The 16285-nt window shown below is 63.4% G+C and carries 16 protein-coding genes; 7 read left to right on the top strand and 9 right to left on the bottom strand.

Annotated elements, in window-relative coordinates; genetic code table 11:
• Positions 1-146 precede the first annotated feature (146 nt).
• Together EN818_RS24530 and EN818_RS24535 are read left to right on the top strand one after the other, a co-directional pair.
• Positions 147-929, top strand: coding sequence for an alpha/beta hydrolase (locus tag EN818_RS24530; protein WP_245518826.1), 783 nt, complete (start codon positions 147-149; stop codon positions 927-929).
• Positions 930-1261: 332 nt separating this feature from the next.
• Entirely contained in the window at positions 1262-3313 is a 2052-nt protein-coding gene (locus EN818_RS24535; RefSeq protein ID WP_095806926.1) for an elongation factor G, read from the top strand.
• Between the two features lie 805 nt (positions 3314-4118).
• Here EN818_RS24535 and EN818_RS24540 read toward each other — a convergent pair.
• Both EN818_RS24540 and trxB read right to left on the bottom strand, forming a co-directional pair.
• Complete coding sequence (locus EN818_RS24540) at positions 4119-5015, bottom strand: LysR family transcriptional regulator (RefSeq protein ID WP_095806927.1); 897 nt, start codon at positions 5013-5015, stop codon at positions 4119-4121.
• Between the two features lie 72 nt (positions 5016-5087).
• The gene (gene trxB / locus EN818_RS24545; protein ID WP_095806928.1) at positions 5088-6062 is read right to left on the bottom strand and encodes a thioredoxin-disulfide reductase; all 975 of its coding nucleotides are present in this window, start codon (positions 6060-6062) and stop codon (positions 5088-5090) included.
• A gap of 276 nt (positions 6063-6338) precedes the next feature.
• Between trxB and EN818_RS24550 the strand changes: the two genes are divergently transcribed.
• Positions 6339-6815 (top strand): Lrp/AsnC family transcriptional regulator, encoded by a 477-nt coding sequence (locus EN818_RS24550; protein ID WP_095806929.1) that lies wholly within the window; start codon positions 6339-6341, stop codon positions 6813-6815.
• Between the two features lie 74 nt (positions 6816-6889).
• On the opposite strand, the gene EN818_RS24555 is transcribed toward EN818_RS24550, so the two are convergent.
• The 5 genes from EN818_RS24555 to EN818_RS24575 form a co-directional block, all read right to left on the bottom strand.
• Positions 6890-7519: an HAD family hydrolase gene (locus EN818_RS24555; protein ID WP_095806930.1), complete on the bottom strand. Its 630-nt coding sequence runs from the start codon at positions 7517-7519 to the stop codon at positions 6890-6892.
• Complete coding sequence (locus EN818_RS24560) at positions 7512-8084, bottom strand: SIS domain-containing protein (protein ID WP_095806931.1); 573 nt, start codon at positions 8082-8084, stop codon at positions 7512-7514. The genes EN818_RS24555 and EN818_RS24560 overlap by 8 nt, the downstream gene beginning before the upstream one ends.
• Before the next feature lie 7 nt (positions 8085-8091).
• On the bottom strand, positions 8092-9582 hold the full coding sequence (gene rfaE1 / locus EN818_RS24565) for a D-glycero-beta-D-manno-heptose-7-phosphate kinase (RefSeq protein ID WP_095806932.1): 1491 nt from the start codon (positions 9580-9582) through the stop codon (positions 8092-8094).
• 144 nt (positions 9583-9726) lie between these two features.
• The gene (locus EN818_RS24570; RefSeq protein ID WP_135904607.1) at positions 9727-10356 is read right to left on the bottom strand and encodes a LysE family translocator; all 630 of its coding nucleotides are present in this window, start codon (positions 10354-10356) and stop codon (positions 9727-9729) included.
• Positions 10357-10414: 58 nt separating this feature from the next.
• The gene (locus tag EN818_RS24575) at positions 10415-10849 is read right to left on the bottom strand and encodes a thioesterase family protein (protein WP_095807038.1); all 435 of its coding nucleotides are present in this window, start codon (positions 10847-10849) and stop codon (positions 10415-10417) included.
• A 235-nt stretch (positions 10850-11084) separates the two neighbouring features.
• On the opposite strand from EN818_RS24575, the gene rfaD reads away from it, so the two are divergent.
• From rfaD to waaC, 3 genes are read left to right on the top strand one after another with little or no spacing between them, the layout of a single operon-like run.
• The gene (gene rfaD / locus EN818_RS24580; protein WP_135904609.1) at positions 11085-12035 is read left to right on the top strand and encodes an ADP-glyceromanno-heptose 6-epimerase; all 951 of its coding nucleotides are present in this window, start codon (positions 11085-11087) and stop codon (positions 12033-12035) included.
• Complete coding sequence (gene waaF, locus EN818_RS24585) at positions 12008-13015, top strand: lipopolysaccharide heptosyltransferase II (RefSeq protein WP_095806934.1); 1008 nt, start codon at positions 12008-12010, stop codon at positions 13013-13015. The genes rfaD and waaF overlap by 28 nt, the downstream gene beginning before the upstream one ends.
• On the top strand, positions 13012-14028 hold the full coding sequence (gene waaC, locus EN818_RS24590; RefSeq protein ID WP_095806935.1) for a lipopolysaccharide heptosyltransferase I: 1017 nt from the start codon (positions 13012-13014) through the stop codon (positions 14026-14028). The genes waaF and waaC overlap by 4 nt, the downstream gene beginning before the upstream one ends.
• A 290-nt stretch (positions 14029-14318) precedes the next feature.
• On the opposite strand, the gene greA is transcribed toward waaC, so the two are convergent.
• On the bottom strand, positions 14319-14792 hold the full coding sequence (gene greA, locus EN818_RS24595; RefSeq protein ID WP_095806936.1) for a transcription elongation factor GreA: 474 nt from the start codon (positions 14790-14792) through the stop codon (positions 14319-14321).
• A gap of 272 nt (positions 14793-15064) precedes the next feature.
• A complete protein-coding gene (locus EN818_RS24600; protein ID WP_095806937.1) occupies positions 15065-15607 on the bottom strand; it encodes a tetratricopeptide repeat protein in 543 nt (180 codons plus the stop codon).
• Positions 15608-15785: 178 nt separating this feature from the next.
• Between EN818_RS24600 and EN818_RS24605 the strand changes: the two genes are divergently transcribed.
• Complete coding sequence (locus EN818_RS24605; RefSeq protein WP_095806938.1) at positions 15786-16211, top strand: DUF3775 domain-containing protein; 426 nt, start codon at positions 15786-15788, stop codon at positions 16209-16211.
• Positions 16212-16285 lie beyond the last annotated feature (74 nt).

Consider the following 16285-nt stretch of genomic DNA (forward strand, 5'->3'; position numbering starts at 1 on the left):
AGGAGGTGTAGACCGGGGAGATGCGAAATTGCCGGCAATGCAATCAGAAGGTTCAATCCGGCATGCCTGTGGCCGAGCGAACGATCCGGACACCAGAAGCTGATTTGCGCGTCAGCGATTCGTCTGGAAGTGGCTTGCCGATCGTCATGATCCACGGATCAGGCAGTTCGCGCGCAGTGTTCGCGCGACAATTCGAAAGCTCTTTGGCCGATCGGCATCGGCTGATCGCATTCGACCTGCCTGGACACGGCGATTCATCGGATGCCAGCGATCCGGTCGCGACTTACTCGCTCGGCGGTCTCGCCCAAGCGGCCGCTGAGGTTTTCGATCGCATGGCTATCGACCGCGCCATCGTTTTCGGCTGGTCGCTCGGCGGCCATGTCGCCATGGAACTGGCAAGCTTTCATCCTGCGTTCGCAGGGCTGATGCTCACCGGCGCGCCGCCGGTCTCGAAAGGACCTTTCGGGATGCTTCGAGGCTTCCATGCCAGCTGGGACATGTTGCTCGCTTCCAAGAAGGTTTACTCGGATCGCGACGCCGAAAGGTTCGAGGCACTGTGCTTTGGCGACAGCGCTGGTCCGTCATTTCGCCGGGCCATATTGCGGGCAGATGGTCGCTTACGCTCTGCAGTGACGCGCGGCATGTTCACCGGTCGGGGCGCCGACCAGAAACAGGTGGTCGAGCAGGCTCAATTCCCCGTGGCCATCGTCAACGGCGAGAACGACCTCTTCGTGCGGCTGAGTTACTTCGAAACGCTGGCTTGCCGCTCCCTCTGGGAACACTGTCACGTCATCCCCGGCGCGGGACACGCCCCGTTCTGGGAACGCCCGGAACTTTTCAATCCGTTGCTCGCGCGCTTCGCCGAAACGGTGGCGACACGCGAAGAAGGCGTGGCGAGGTCGGCCGCACGCGAGCTTCGGGTCGGCTGACCGCAACTGCGGACGGTTGCGACCGTCGCTGAGAGTGAGGACGGCGTAAGAATTCACGCTCGCCCCGGACACTGCAAGCGGTCCAGGGCGAGTCTCGCCAAACCGGCGCCGCGCGATAATACGAGCGCCCTGCGCAGCCGACAGTAAGCGCCCGCCCTGAGTGCGCAGGCAGACGCCTGACAAACCAAGCCGGCGCAGTTCCTATTTTTCTTGCCCTCCCCACGAACCCGTGTGACGATGGCATTGGGCAGGTGGTGAGTAAAAAGCCCCGCCCGCGACGGCCGAACAGGCCGGCCGCCGCTCACAGGGAAACGCCTGAGTGGAGGTCAGCCATGGGTACTCGCGCCGGAGGACGACGCACGGGACCGAAATGCATTGCCATAGTCGGTCCCTTCGCAAGCGGTAAAACGACACTTCTCGAAGCAATCCTCGCCCGCACGGGCGCCATCCCCCGCCAGAATCCCGTTTCATCGGGCAACACCGTTTCCGATCATTCGCCCGAGGCCCGCGCCCACGCCATGAGCGTCGAGGCGACTTTTGCCACCACGGAGTTCATGGGCGAGCAATTCACCTTCGTCGATTGCCCCGGCTCCATCGAATTCGCCTTCGAGGCCGAGCCGGTGCTTGCCGCCTGCGACGTCGCTGTTGTCGTGGCCGAAGCGGACGAAAAGAAGATTCCCGCCCTCCAGCTCATCATGCGCAAGCTCGACGATCTCGGCGTGCCGCGCATCCTGTTCCTGAACAAAGTGGACAAGGCGATCGCCGGCGTGCGCGAGACGCTGAAGCTGCTTCAGCCCGCGAGTTCGGTGCCATTGCTGCTGCGCCAGATCCCGCTGCGCAAGGACGGCGTCGTCATCGGCTCGATCGACCTGGCGCTGGAGCGCGCCTACGTCTACCGCGAATATGCCGAAAGCGAGGTTGCCGAAATTCCGGGCGACGAGAGGGCGCGCGAGCTGGAGGCACGCTTCTCGATGCTGGAGACCTTGGCCGACCATGACGACCAGTTGATGGAACAGCTGCTGGAGGAGATCGAGCCGCCGAAGGACGCGATCTTCGATGATTTGGCGGCCGATCTGCGCGGCGGCGCGGTGACGCCGGTGCTGATCGGCACAGCCGAGAAGGGCAATGGCGTGATGCGGCTGTTGAAGGCGATCCGTCACGACGCCCCGGATGTCGAGGCGACCAGAAAGCGCCTTGGAGCACCCGACGGCAACCAGACCGTCGTGCAGGTCATGAAGACCATCCACACGGCCCATGGCGGCAAGCTGTCGGTGTCGCGCGTGCTCTCCGGCCAGTTGGCCGACGCAGCCGAACTTTTCCTCTCCAACGGCGATTCGGCCAAGGTTTCCGGCATCTACAGGATGCTGGGCAAGGACCAGGCTAAGCTGACATCGGCCAAGGCGGGCGACACCGTCGCCCTGGGCAAGCTCGACAATGTCAAGACCGGCCAAACGCTGAGTTCGGTCAAGGGCGGCATCAAGCCGCTGATCACCCTGGAGCCGCCGCAACCGGTATTCGCCTTCGCGCTGCGCCCCAAGGAGCGCAAGGACGAGGTCAAGATGTCGGCCGCGATCCAGAGGCTTGCCGAGGAGGATCCATCGCTCAGCCTGCGCCACAATCAGGACTCGGCCGAAACCGTGCTGTCGGGACATGGCGAGATGCACCTGCGTGTCGTGCGCGAGCGCCTTGAAGGCAAGAACCAGATCCCGATCGAGGGTCACGCACCTGTGGTGCCCTACCGCGAGACGATCCGCAAATCCGCCCAGCAGCGTGGCCGCCACAAGAAGCAGTCCGGCGGCCATGGCCAGTTCGGCGACGTAGTGATCGAGATCAAGCCGTTGCCGCGCGGCTCGGGCTTCCAGTTCACCGACACCATCACCGGCGGCGTGGTGCCGAAGACCTACATACAGTCGGTGGAGACTGGCATTCGCGACTATCTGAAGACAGGCCCGCTCGGCTTCCCGGTCGTCGATGTCGCTGTCAACCTGTCGGATGGATCCTACCACGCCGTCGACTCCTCCGACATGGCATTCCAGATGGCAGCGAAGCTCGCCATGAAGGAAGGCATGGCGGCCTGTTCGCCGGTCCTGCTGGAGCCGATCATGAAGGTGGAAATCGTCACACCGTCCGATGCGACCTCGAAGATCATCGCGCTGATCCCGCAACGGCGAGGCCAGATCCTCGGTTATGACGCGCGGCCCGACTGGCCGGGCTGGGATGTGGTCGAGGCGACCATGCCTCAGGCCGAAATCGGCGATCTGATCATCGAGCTGCGCTCGGCGACGGCAGGCGTTGCCAGCTACAAGGCGTCGTTCGACCACATGGCCGAGCTGACCGGCCGCCTGGCAGACGAGGCGATGAACACCAACGGTAAGGCTGCCTGACTGATTTTGATGATGACAGGAAGACGGCGTCCGGATCCTCCGGACGCCGTTCATTTTGCGACCGTCTTCCTGTGAGGCAGATGGCAGGTCCGCCGCAGCAGGAAAAAATGGTTCGGACGCGGTAGCTGCCTGAGCCCGGCCCGTCCGAGTGATGCCCCCATCTCCCGAACTGACCAACCGCGTCCTATGCTGTGCTTAGCTGTCGGAGCGCGTCTTCGACATGTTACCCGATGTTACATGTCACTGTTACGTGGCTCTGATGGAGGCATTTTCGGTATCGTCGTGCTGCGGGCAACAAAAAAGCCGGATCAGTAAAGATCCGGCTGAGTTTGATTGGAAGTGCCGATTAGGGCTAACCTCCAGAGGGGAACACTCGAGGGCGCTAATGGGAGGAGAACGCGCCCTGGAGATGAACTATATATGTGCTCATCATGCCCAAGAAACAAGCATCTATTTTGCAACACACGCATGCAAAAAGACGCAGGCTGTGGTCCAACCCATGCCGAAGACCGATAGGACCAGAAAAATCGCCGAATTCGGGGCCTTTCCGGCCCGAAAGCGATCGCTGATATGCAAGTCGACGCGGATTCTGTTCGGAAATACGCAAAATCGGAAATGATGTGGTTTCAGGCAGGTCGCGTTTATTTTTGCGGCAGCAGGGTCAGGCGGGCTCTTCCAGCCTCGGCCGCGCGCTGACCTTTGGCGCAGCACCCGCGCGGTCCCAGGCTGCAATCATGGCGGCTGGCTGACCATCATCGCATAGGGCTACGGGGGGAGCGACGAGCGGTCCGCGCCGCCTGGTATGTCAGTAAGACCAGCTGCGCGCCTTGGCGATGATGAAGTCGCGGAAGACGTGTAGTTTCGCTTGGTTCTTCATCGCATCTGGATAGGCGAAATAGGTGTCGAAGGACGGCACCTCCGTCTCGGGCAGCAGCTGGATCAGGTTGGAATCCTTGTTGATGACGTAGTCCGGCAGCATGGCAATGCCGGCGCCGCCCTGGACCGCGCGCTTGATCGACAGGATGTCGTTGATCTGCAGTGTCGGCACCCGTTGCCCGCCTTCGAAATCGCCGACGGTCTCCAGCCAGTTGAGTTCCGACAGATGCGAGGGAACGGGCACGCCGAAGGTGACGATGCGGTGATTTCTCAGCTCCGCGACCGAGGCCGGCTTGCCGAACTTCGCCACATAGGAAGGCGCGGCGTAGAGATGAAAATGCACGGTGAACAGCCGGCGCTGGATCAGATCCGGCTGCTGCGGCTGCCGCAGCCGGATGGCGCAGTCGGCCTGGCGCATGGTGAGGTCGAGTTCCTCGTTCGCAAGGATCAGCTGCAAGCTGATCTCCGGATAAAGCTCGATGAATTCCTGCACGCGCTCTGTCAGCCAGCCGGCTCCGAGGCCGACCGTAGTCGTCACCCTCAGCACGCCGGAGGGGCGATCCTTCGTCTCGGTCAGCCGCGACTTGATGGTTTCCAGCTTCATCAGCACGTCGTGGGCCGTGCGGAAGAGCATCTCGCCCTGCTCGGTCAGCACCAGGCCGCGAGCATGGCGATGGAACAACGGCACGCCGACGTCGTGCTCCAGCGCGCTGACCTGCCGCGAGATCGCCGACTGCGACAAATGCAGCGTTTCGGCGGCATGGGTAAACGACCCAGCCTCCGCCGCAGCGTGAAACACGCGTAGCTTGTCCCAGTCCAGCGCCATGATTCCCCTCTTGTTGCCTTTGGCGTCTGAATGAAAAATCAGGCTTTTAAACGGCTTTTCTCAGCCGATTGCTTATTCCGCCGCTTCGCGGTGAACCTCAATCCCGGCGAGATATTTTTCGGCCTCGAGCGCGGCCATGCAGCCGAGGCCGGCCGCCGTCACCGCTTGCCGATAGACGTCGTCGGTGACATCGCCTGCGGCGAAGACACCGGGAACGTCGGTGCGGGTAGAATTCGGCGCCGTCCACAGATAGCCGTTCGGCTTCTGCTTCAGCTTGCCGACGAACAGTTCCACCGCCGGCGCATGGCCGATCGCCACGAACACGCCGTCGATCTTCAGCCGCGAGACTTCTCCGGTCACCACATTGCGCAGGGAGAGCCCCTCGACCGAGGGCGGCAACGGGGCCTTGCCCGGCTGTCCGGTGATCTCGTCGACGACCGTATCCCAGATGACGCGCACATTGTCCTTCTTGAACAGCCGTTCGCGCAGGATCCGCTCGGCGCGGAAATCGCTGCGCCGGTGAATGACGGTGACGCTCTTGGCGAGGTTGGCGAGGTAAAGCGCTTCCTCCACCGCGGAATTGCCGCCGCCGACCACCGCGACGTCTTTGCCGCGGTAGAAGAAACCGTCGCAGGTAGCGCAGGCCGACACCCCGAAGCCCATGAAGGTCTGCTCCGAGGGGATGCCCAGCCATTTGGCCTGCGCGCCGGTGGCGATGATCAGCGCATCGGCCGTGTAGACCGTGCCGGAATCGCCGGTAGCGAGGAACGGCCGCACATTGAGGTCGACCTCGGTGATGATGTCGTTGACGATTTCGGTGCCGACATGCTCGGCCTGCTTGAGCATCTGCTCCATCAGCCAGGGACCCTGGATAGGATCGGCAAAGCCCGGATAGTTCTCGACATCGGTGGTGATCATCAGCTGCCCGCCCTGCTGCAGGCCGGCGACCAGCATCGGTTTCAGCATGGCACGGGCGGCGTAGATTGCCGCGGTATAGCCGGCCGGGCCGGAGCCGATGATGAGAACGGGAGCATGTTTGGTGTTCATAGAAAAGTCCCCTGCGGCCCAAAGCCGTGGTTTTGTCGTCGGTAATGTAAGTGTTGCCCGCCAAGCCAGCAAGGCAACTTACCTTTCGTCCCCGGAAAGCTTCCGACGTGCCTCGCGGTTCCGCGCACGATAGTTGGCAGCGCGCAGCCATGCGGAGCGCTGCCCGCCATATCGGGCAATATCGCGGCCAAGACCAGCAAAAATCATCCGCAAGGGATGGAATGCGACGCAAAGTCTAATTACAAACCGCGAAAGATTCTTGCGCGAAAGTCGACCATGCCGCTCAAAGCCGATCTCGATGCCATCGACTGGAAAATCCTGCGCGAGCTGCAGAATGACGGCCGTATGACCAATGTCGAGCTGTCGAACCGGGTCGGCATCTCGGCGCCGCCTTGCTTGCGCCGCGTCCGGCGCCTGGAAGAGGCCGGCATCATCCGCGGCTATCGCGCGCTCCTCAACGCCCCGGCACTTGGCATGGATGTCGTTGCCTTCTGCCTGATCGGTCTGCATCATCAGGCCGATGCCGAGTTGAAGACGTTTGCCGAGCGCACGCGCGGCTGGCCGATCGTGCGCGATGCCTGGATGGTGTCAGGCGAATCCGACTTCCTGCTGCACTGCGTGGCCAGCGATCTCGGCACCTTCCAGACGTTCGTCATCGAGGAGCTCGCCTCGGCCCCCAATGTCGACACGGTGCGCACCGCGCTGACGATCCGCCGCGTCAAGGACGAAGGGCTGGTGGCCTTTCCGGGCTGACTGGAGGCGCCGAGCTTCCAGCAAAAGCGCCGCAAAACCAGCGGCTTGGCGCTCGGCCCTGAATCACTATGCGATCAAAGCGCCCGTATCGCGGCGAGCAGTCCGTCGAGATCATGCGCATCGCATAATGGCGAAACGGAGAGCCCGCCCATCATCGAACCCTTGCCGTCGACCAGCCAGCCGCGTCCAAGGCCGGCGCGCTGGCCTGCTTCCATGTCGGCCGGCTTGTCGCCGACGATCAGCGAACGCTTCAGATCTATGCCGAGCCGGCGCGCAGCCTCGACCAGCATCCCGGGGTTAGGCTTCCGCATCGGATGGTCGGCGACCGCCAGCGGTCCCGAGCCGGCCTCGTGATAGGCACAGGCAAGCACCATGTCGACGGCGGCATTCCGCTCGGCAAGCAGGCCAAGCACCCGCCGGTTGACGGTCGCGAATACGTCCCAGCCGAAATAGCCCCGCGCGATGCCGGACTGGTTGGTGATCACGATAACCGGGATGCCCTGTCGGTTCGCGCCCTCTATGGCAGGCGCGATCTCGTCGCGCAGCACAATGTCGTCCGGATCGTCGGGATAGCCGGTATCGACATTGATCGTGCCATCACGATCGAGAAAGAGCGCCGGAAGGCCGGCTGGAAAGCTGCTGCTTCCGACTCGTTCGATCCAGAGGCCGGGCTCGGCGAGCGGATGGACGGCACCCTCAGCCATTGCTGAGACGCGCTTCCACCGCTTCGCACAGATGGTGATAGAGGCAAAGGTGCCCCTGCTGGATGATCGGCGTCGAGGTCGACGGCACGTTGAGCAGGATGTCGGTCAACGGCTTCAGCTTGCCGCCGGTGTCACCAGTGAGGCTGATCACCGTCATGCCCATGGCCCGCGCCTGCTCGGCGGCGGCAAGGATGCTGGGCGAATTGCCGCTGGTGGAGATGGCGAGCAGGACAGCGCCTTCCGAGCCGTGCGCCTCGACCTGGCGCGAGAAAACCGTGTCGAAGCCGTAGTCGTTGCCCCAAGCCGTCAGCACCGCCGCGTTGGCCGGCAGCGCAATGACATTGTAACCCTTGCGCTCCTTCAAGAAGCGGCCGACCAGTTCGCCGGCGATGTGGATGGCGTCGCTCGCCGAACCGCCATTGCCACAGATCAGCAAAGCCTTGCCCTGCGACAGCGCCTCGACGACGGCTGCAACCGCGCGTTCCATCTCCTCGGTGAGGTCGCGCTCGACCATCGCCGTGATCGCTGCCGCCGAGCGGACCAGATAGTCGTTCAGTTCTGACATGAAATCCTCAATTCGTGCCGCCGGCGCGCAGCTTGCCGATCGTGCCGGTCGTGCTCTTGCCGGCGACGAGGTCGACCAGCACCACGCGCCCGCCGGCCTTCTGCACCACCTCGGCGCCGACCACGGTCTCGATCGTGTAGTCAGCGCCCTTGACCAGGATGTCGGGCTTCAGCGCTTCGATCAGTTCGAGCGGCGTGTCCTCCTCGAACACGACGACCGCGTCCACGGAAGCAAGAGCCGCCAGCACGCAGGCGCGGTCGTGCTGGTCGTTGACCGGACGTCCGGAGCCCTTGAGCCGTCGCACCGAGGCATCGCTGTTCAGCCCCAGCACCAGCCGATCGCACTGGCTGCGCGCGGCGTGCAGCAGGCTGACATGGCCGGCATGCAGGATATCGAAGCAGCCATTGGTGAAGCCCACCGTCAGGCCTTCCTCCTTCCAGGCGGCCACCATCCTGGCCGCTGCGCCGGCATCGAGAACGGCGTCCTTGTGAGCGACCGGTCCGTGCGAGCGAAACAGCGCGCCGGACAGTTCTTCGACCGACAGCCGCGCCGTGCCGCGCTTGCCGACCACGACGCCGCCGGCCGCATTGGCGATGACGGCGGCATGGACGCGGTCGGCGCCCGCCGCGAGCGAAAGCGCGAAGGTCGCGATGACTGTGTCGCCTGCGCCCGAAACGTCGAACACCTCGCGCGCCTGCGTCGCGATATGGCGGGCATCTTCGGCGGTGACGACGCTCATGCCCTTTTCGCTACGCGTTGCAACGATGAAATCGAAGCCATGCGCGGCGATCAGGTCGCGCGCCGCCGCCACGATCTCGTCATCGCCAAACACCGCATGCCCGACCGCCTCGCCGAGTTCCTTGCGGTTCGGCGTCACGGCCGTGGCGCCGGCATAGCGCCCGTAGTCGCGGCCCTTCGGGTCGACCAGGACCGGCTTTCCGGCATCGCGGCAGATCGCGATCAACTCTCCGGCGACCCCGTCGAGCAGGATACCCTTGCCGTAGTCCGACAGGATGACGACGTCGGCGCGGGCGAGTGCCGCTTGGAAATGCTCGACCAGCATCGCCCGCTCGCCGCGGGAAAGCGGCTTGATCTCCTCCTCGTCGAAACGCAGCACCTGCTGGTTCAGCGCGCTGAACCGGCTTTTCGAAGAGGTCATGCGGTCCTGATGCTGCGCCAGTCCGTCGGTGTCGGCGCCGAGGTCGCCGAGCATGCGAACGAGATTGTCACCGGCTTGGTCGGCGCCGATTACCGACACCGGGATTGCCGCGCCACCCAATGAGACGATGTTGGAGACCACGTTGCCGGCGCCGCCCATGGCCAGCATCTCGCCCCGCCCATGCAGCACCGGGATCGGCGCTTCCGGCGAGATCCGTTCGATCACGCCACTGACGAAGCGGTCGAGAATGAAGTCGCCGACCACCAGCACCGTGACCTCGCCGAAGCGGGCGATGGTGCGATGCAATGGTTCCGGAGAAGGCAGATGGTGCTTGATCATCTCACTGGCATGCGCCCGAAAGGCTGGTCTGGAGTTGCAGCGCCAAAGTCGCAGCGCCGGTCGTTCTTCGCGATGCCGATATACCGCAAATCGGGCCAGCGCAACGGCGGGCCTGGGCCGGCTTGCGACTAGCTGGCAGTCGGATCAGCTCTTTTGCAGGGCAACATGAACGCCGAGGCCGACAAGCACGGCACCTCCCGCGCGCATCAAGCGTTGCGCACGGCCCGAGCGCCGCAGCCGCGCAATCATCGCGCCGGCCAGCAAGACGCAAACAATGTCGGCCGAGGAGAACATCAGGTTGACGACGGTTCCGAGCACGATGAACTGCATCCAAATCGGGAACGCCGCCGAGGCATCGATGAACTGCGGCAGGAACGCCATGAAGAAGATCGCTGTCTTCGGATTGAGCACCTCGACGGCAATGCTCTCGAAAAAAGCGCGGCGGGCCGATTTCCGCTCGATGGCGGGCAGCGCCATATCGCCATCCGTGCGTTTGCGGAACATGGAGACGCCGAGCCAGACCAGATAAAGCGCGCCGACGAGCTTGACCGCCAGATAGAGCGGCGGCGCCGCATGGAACAGGACGGACAGGCCAGCGGCGGCCGCGAAAACATGCACATAGCCGCCGAGATGGATGCCCAGAGCCGCCGTCAACCCCGACCAGCGTCCGCGCGCCATGGTCTGCGCAGCGGCGTAGAGCATGGCAGGGCCGGGAATATAGGCGAAGATCGCCGTGGTGGCCAAAAACGCGATGAGCAGCTCTGTCGACGGCATCTGGTCCCTCACGATATGCCGGGCGGCGGGAGCCGACTGAAGCGGGAACTTTGCGGCCTCACTGTGGCGATGAACCGGTCCGCCCTGATTTGGCCAGAACGCGCGCCATGAACTTCTCACGGTCGATTACCGCGCGCTCGTGAAAACCTTCCCCGATCAGTCCGTTCTCGTCCCTGCACGACACCTTGAAGCGCAGCTTCCGCCCCTCCACGGCGACAAGCTCGACATCGGCGGTGACCGTCATACCGACGGGCGTGGCGGCAACGTGGCTTACGTCGACATGCGTGCCGACCGTTTTCTCATGGCTGCCAAGGAACGGACGCAACGCCTCGACGCACGCCCACTCGATGAAGCCGACCATGAAGGCGGTGGCGAAGACCGGTGGCATGTCGTTGAAGCCCGCGAAGGCCGGTGTCATGGCCGGCACCGTCAGGGAATCGTCGACCCGCACGGTTTGAAGATGGCGAAGGCCAGGCTTTAAATCGGATGTCATGATCATACCAAGGGCAAGAAGCGCACGCCGACGGTTCTTGCCGCGGCACTCGAAAGCGCCGTAGTTGCTTCGACTGACAAGCAGTTCGGCGCGCGGCAGAGCTTATGGCGCAAGCCGTTCCGCCGATCCAGCCCTACATTCGTCGTAGCCGATGGTCCGTGGCAGCGACCTTTATCGACACTACCACCGGCCTCGCCTATAAGGGCCGGATTCGGCAACGCAAGCAGAGGCCTTCATGATCATCGTCACTGGCGGCGCCGGTATGATCGGCTCCAACATCGTCGCCGCGCTCAATTCCGAAGGTCGTGACGACATCGTCGTCGTCGACGATCTGACCGATGGCCACAAGATCGCCAACCTGGCCGACCTTCACATTGCCGACTATCTGGACAAGGACGAGTTCCTGGCCCGGCTCGAAGACGGCCGGCTCGGCCGCATAGAGGCGGTTTTCCACCAGGGCGCCTGCTCGACCACCACCGAATGGAACGGCAAGTTCATGATGGAGGTGAACTATGCCTATTCGAAGCGGCTGCTGCATGCCTGCCTCGGGCTGCGCGTGCCCTTCCTCTATGCGTCCTCCGCTTCGGTCTATGGCGGCGGCAGCGAGTTCCGCGAGGAGCCTGAGTTCGAACGCCCGCTCAACGTCTATGCCTATTCGAAAAAGCTCTTCGACGACTATGTCCGCCGCAACGTGCTCGGCACCGATCATTCCCAGGTGGCGGGCCTGCGCTATTTCAACGTCTACGGGCCGCGCGAGGCGCACAAGGGCGCCATGGCCTCGGTCGCCTTTCACCTGTTCAACCAGGTCGGGCGCGGCGAAAACCCGAAACTGTTCGGCGCCTATGACGTCTTCGGCCCGGGCGAGCAGAGCCGCGATTTCATCCATGTCGGCGATGTCGCCGACGTTAATCTGTGGCTGTGGAAGCGCGGCACGAGCGGCATCTTCAACTGCGGCACCGGCCGGGCCCAACCGTTCCGAGCTATCGCCGAAACGGTGATCGGCACGCTCGGTAAGGGTGAGATCGAATTCATCCCCTTCCCCGACCATCTCAAGGGCAGCTACCAGAGTTTCACGCAGGCGGATATGTCCCGCTTGCGCGCGGCAGGATACAATGGACAATTCCGGACTGTCGAAACCGGTGTCAGAGACTATGTCGAATGGCTGAGAGCCCAACGATCCTCGTGATCGGCCCACGCTGGGTGGGCGACATGGTCATGTCGCAGTGCCTGTTCTCTGCGCTCAAAGAGCAGCATCCAAACGCCGCGATCGACGTGCTGGCGCCCGGCTGGGCGGCGCCGCTGGTCAAGCGCATGCCCGAAATACGCTATCAGATCGACTTCCCGCTGATGCCAGGCGCGCTCGAATTCGGCAGCCGCCGGCGCTTCGGCCGCCTGCTGCGCGGCCGCTACGACATCGCCTATGTGCTGCCGGGGAGCTGGAAATCGGCACTGATCCCGTTCTTTGCCCGCATTCCCCGCCGTGTCGGCCATCTCAGGGAGATGCGCTACGGCTTGCTGACCGACATCGTCCCCTTGCCTGACGCCCTCAAGCGGCGCACGGCACGCGCCTATTTCAGCCTGGCCCAGGGCGGCACGTTTCGCGCGCCGCAGTTCATAGTCGATGCGGACAACCAGGCGGCCCTGCTCGACCGGTTCGGGCTCGCTTCGGGAAAATTCGTCGCCTTGATGCCGGGGGCCGAGTTCGGCCCTGCCAAGCGCTGGCCCGGCGAATACTATGCCGAACTGGCTCGCGCCATGATGGCGAAAGGGCTCGGCGTCGCTCTGCTCGGCTCGAAGAAGGACGCCAGCGTCACCGGCGAGATTGCCGCGCTGGCGCCTGGCGCCGTCGACATCGCCGGCAAGACAAAGCTTGAGGACACTATCGACCTGATCGCCGCGGCGAAGCTCGCCGTTTCGAACGACAGCGGGCTGATGCATGTCGCGGCAGCCGTCGGCACGCCGATCGTCGCCGTCTACGGCTCGACATCGCCCGAGAACACGCCGCCGCTGAGCGACCGTTCGGAGCTGATCTGGCTCCACCTCTCCTGCTCGCCCTGCCACAGCAAGACCTGCCCGCTTGGCCATCTCAACTGCCTGAAGACGCTCGACGTCGCGAGGGTCGAAGCGGCGGCCGACCGATTGCTTGAGGTTGCGGCAGCCGCATGAGGGTACTGATCGTCAAGACGTCCTCGATGGGCGATGTCATCCATAGCTTCCCGGCCGTCGAAGATGCGCTTCAAAATTGCCCCGGCCTAAGCTTCGACTGGTGCGTGGAGGAGGCTTTCGCCGGCATAGTCGCCATGCACCCGGCGATAAAATCCATACACAAGGTAGCGATCCGGCGCTGGCGCAGGACGCTTTTCAATGGCCAGACGTGGCGCGAGATGGCCGTCCTGCGCCGCACGCTCCGCACGGCGCATTATGACCTGGTCATCGACGCGCAAGGGCTGTTGAAATCAGCGGTCGTCGCAAGACAGGCCGGCACGGCGACCGCCGGCTTCGATCGATCGAGTGCACGCGAGCCCTCAGCGACGTTGTTCTACAACCGCCGGTACGCCGTACCGCGCGACCTCCACGCCATCGAGCGCACGCGGCGGCTGTTCGGGCTGGCGCTTGGCTACGAGCCCGATCTTTCGCGCCTTGGCTCCGGCATCGTGCCGCCGCAAGGCAAGCTTCCCCTGCCCGAGGGCAGGCTTGCCTTCCTGCTCCACGGCACCAGCCGCGAAGACAAGAAATGGCCGGTGGAGGACTGGACCGAGACGGCACGGCAAATGGTGTCCCGGCACCTTACCCCGGTCGTCACCTGGTCGAACGAAGCGGAAAAGCGTGTGGCCGAGGCGATCGCCAGCGCCGCGCCAGGCACCGTGCTGATCCCCAGATCACCCCTTGTCGAGATCGCTGCCATCCTCGGCCGGTCGGCGCTGGTGATCGGGGCCGACACCGGCCTCACCCATCTCGCCAGCGCCTTCGGCCTGCCGACCGTGGCCATATTCCTGGCGACCGAGCCGGGTCTCACCGGCCCGCGCGGCCCGTACTCCTCGACCTTGCTGGCATCCGACGGCGGCAAGGTCACGCCCGCCAAGGTGATGGCTGAGGCTGAAATGCTGATGCAGCGGCAGACACTCGATCAGACGGCCGGCGCTGCCCCCCATTGCCCTACCGGGCATTTCTCCCCGTGAACGGGGAGAAAGAGGCTGGCCGAGATGCGGGCACCCATCTGCAAATGCTGAAAATTGGCGAACTCATCAACGACAGGCCCCTTCTCCCCGTTCACGCCCGTTCACGGGGAGAAGATGGCGGCAGCCAAATGAGGGCGGCGCCGGCGTTTGCAAATTGCAAAAGGACTGTAGGCCTAGAAGCGCGTCGCGCTGAAACGTATCCGGGCGGCGTGCTTTAAGTCTTTGATTTGATGCATGTCGTTGCCCCAGAACCGCTACACACTTCTGGGCGACATGCATTGGCTTTCAATTTAGATGAACTGCACCTGGACGATCTCGTAACCCCGCGCGCCGCCGGGCGCATTGACCTCGATCGCGTCGCCGACTTCCTTGCCGATCAGCGCGCGCGCGATTGGCGAGGAAATCGAGATGCGGCCGGACTTCACGTCGGCTTCCTGGTCGCCGACGATCTGATAGGTCTTCTTTTCCTCGGTGTCCTCGTCGACCAGCACCACGGTCGCGCCGAACTTCACCTTGTCGCCGCTGAGCTTCGAGACGTCGATGACATCGGCCCGCGCGATCAGGTCCTCGAGTTCGTTGACGCGGCCCTCATTATGGCTCTGCGCCTCCTTCGCAGCGTGATACTCGGCATTTTCTGACAGGTCGCCATGCGAGCGCGCTTCGGAGATCGCCTCGATGATGCGTGGACGCTCTTCCTGCTGGCGCCAGCGCAGTTCTTCCTTCAATGACGCGAACCCCTCGCCTGTCATCGGGACCTTGTTCATGTTGCCTGCCCTTTCCTGCCGCCACCCCCGCTTGCCGGGAATGGCCCTGTCGATGGGTACAAAAAGAAAACGGTCCGGCAGCCTCGGGCTAACGGAACCGTTTCACCACAATTTCCCCGAATATAGCGATCTTTTCGCGATTTTCACGCCCAAAAAACAAGTTTGGCAAAAACATCGCTGCTTTCGCAGGCTTACCCGGCGTCAATTGCAGCAGGGAACAGCAAAACCGGCTGTAATTGCTTACAGCCGGTTCGCGGGCTCCGGAGTTTCAATCAGCTTTTCAGGAAATGATCGATCTGCTCGGCCAACATCCCGTATTCGCGCGAGCCCTTGCCGGTCCGCTTCTCGATCTCGCTGAGCTGCTTCTGCGCGCCGGCAAGGTCGCCCATCTGCAGATGCGCCTCGCCGAGATATTCGCGCACCAGCGTGTAGTCGGGGTTGATGCGCAGCGCTTCCTCATAATAGCCGAGGCCGACGGTGATGCGGCCGGAGTGGCGGTGCGAATAGCCAAGATAGTTGAGGATGCGCGGATCTTGCTTGTTGGCGGCGAGCGTCAGCACCGAGATCGCCTCGTCATAGCGGCCGGCCATCGCGAGGTCGTGACCTGCCTCATAGATGCTGTCGTCATCGAGCATGCCGTACTGCGGCACGACGCATTTCTTCTTCTTCTTGTCCCAGACTTCGCCCTTCTTGCACTGGGTGGTGCCGCCACTGTTGCCGCCACCACCGCCTTCGCCTGCCGCAAAGGCGGGCGCCGCAAACAGCGGCAAGGCAACGGCAACAGCCATGACCTGAACAAGCAAACGTCTGCGCATCGAAGCCTCCTTGAGCGTGACAATGCGAGACTAACGCCGCTTTTGCTCCGTTTCATCCCCGAAAAGGCGCCGGCACCGAACTATTTTGCGGGCTTGGTAGCCGCTTTTTGTGTCCGGACGTGACGCCGGCCGCAAATCCGCTATCATCGGATCAAGCGCATCACGCGGAGAAAGGCCAGTGCAGCAGCGCCTCGAGAAGGAATGGGAGCTTTCCATCGACCCGGACACGGTGCGCCTGTTCATCCTCAAGGCCAAGGCGCTGAGCGCCGCCGTCAACGAGGATTACGACGACGGCGCCGAGCATGAGGTCGAGTTCGACGGCGACAGGCACGACAACCACCATCATGACGGCCTGATCGAGGAATCGTCGGAAGACCTCACCGGGGAAGAGTTTCGCCAACTCATCGATGACCTCAATGTCGATGAGGCGGCCGAGCTCATCGCGCTGGCCTGGGTCGGCCGCGGGGATTACGACGCCTCCGAGTGGGCGGACGCGGTGGCCGCCGCGCGTGAGCGTGTAAACAAGCGCACTGCAAAATATCTGCTTGGCCTGCCATTGCTCGCCGATTGGCTGGAAGAAGGCCTCGAAGCCATCGGCGCGTAACGCCCAAGTAATCGATTGTGATCGCTACGGCGCATCTTTACGGCAACTTCAACCCGCCGGCGCCGTTTCCGGGC

The sequence above is a fragment of the Mesorhizobium sp. M3A.F.Ca.ET.175.01.1.1 genome, from assembly GCF_004791945.1.
Classification (GTDB): domain Bacteria; phylum Pseudomonadota; class Alphaproteobacteria; order Rhizobiales; family Rhizobiaceae; genus Mesorhizobium.

Bases quoted from the DNA above. Each gene is read 5' to 3' on its own strand.
- EN818_RS24570 (WP_135904607.1), bottom strand. From the start codon at position 10,356: ATGCCGTCGACAGAGCTGCTCATCGCGTTTTTGGCCACCACGGCGATC.
- EN818_RS24560 (WP_095806931.1), bottom strand. From the start codon at position 8,084: ATGTCAGAACTGAACGACTATCTGGTCCGCTCGGCGGCAGCGATCACG.
- EN818_RS24600 (WP_095806937.1), bottom strand. From the start codon at position 15,607: ATGCGCAGACGTTTGCTTGTTCAGGTCATGGCTGTTGCCGTTGCCTTG.
- greA (WP_095806936.1), bottom strand. From the start codon at position 14,792: ATGAACAAGGTCCCGATGACAGGCGAGGGGTTCGCGTCATTGAAGGAA.
- trxB (WP_095806928.1), bottom strand. From the start codon at position 6,062: ATGAACACCAAACATGCTCCCGTTCTCATCATCGGCTCCGGCCCGGCC.
- EN818_RS24530 (WP_245518826.1), top strand. From the start codon at position 147: ATGATCCACGGATCAGGCAGTTCGCGCGCAGTGTTCGCGCGACAATTC.
- EN818_RS24550 (WP_095806929.1), top strand. From the start codon at position 6,339: ATGCCGCTCAAAGCCGATCTCGATGCCATCGACTGGAAAATCCTGCGC.
- EN818_RS24540 (WP_095806927.1), bottom strand. From the start codon at position 5,015: ATGGCGCTGGACTGGGACAAGCTACGCGTGTTTCACGCTGCGGCGGAG.
- rfaE1 (WP_095806932.1), bottom strand. From the start codon at position 9,582: ATGATCAAGCACCATCTGCCTTCTCCGGAACCATTGCATCGCACCATC.
- rfaD (WP_135904609.1), top strand. From the start codon at position 11,085: ATGATCATCGTCACTGGCGGCGCCGGTATGATCGGCTCCAACATCGTC.
- waaC (WP_095806935.1), top strand. From the start codon at position 13,012: ATGAGGGTACTGATCGTCAAGACGTCCTCGATGGGCGATGTCATCCAT.
- EN818_RS24555 (WP_095806930.1), bottom strand. From the start codon at position 7,519: ATGGCTGAGGGTGCCGTCCATCCGCTCGCCGAGCCCGGCCTCTGGATC.
- EN818_RS24575 (WP_095807038.1), bottom strand. From the start codon at position 10,849: ATGACATCCGATTTAAAGCCTGGCCTTCGCCATCTTCAAACCGTGCGG.
- waaF (WP_095806934.1), top strand. From the start codon at position 12,008: ATGGCTGAGAGCCCAACGATCCTCGTGATCGGCCCACGCTGGGTGGGC.
- EN818_RS24535 (WP_095806926.1), top strand. From the start codon at position 1,262: ATGGGTACTCGCGCCGGAGGACGACGCACGGGACCGAAATGCATTGCC.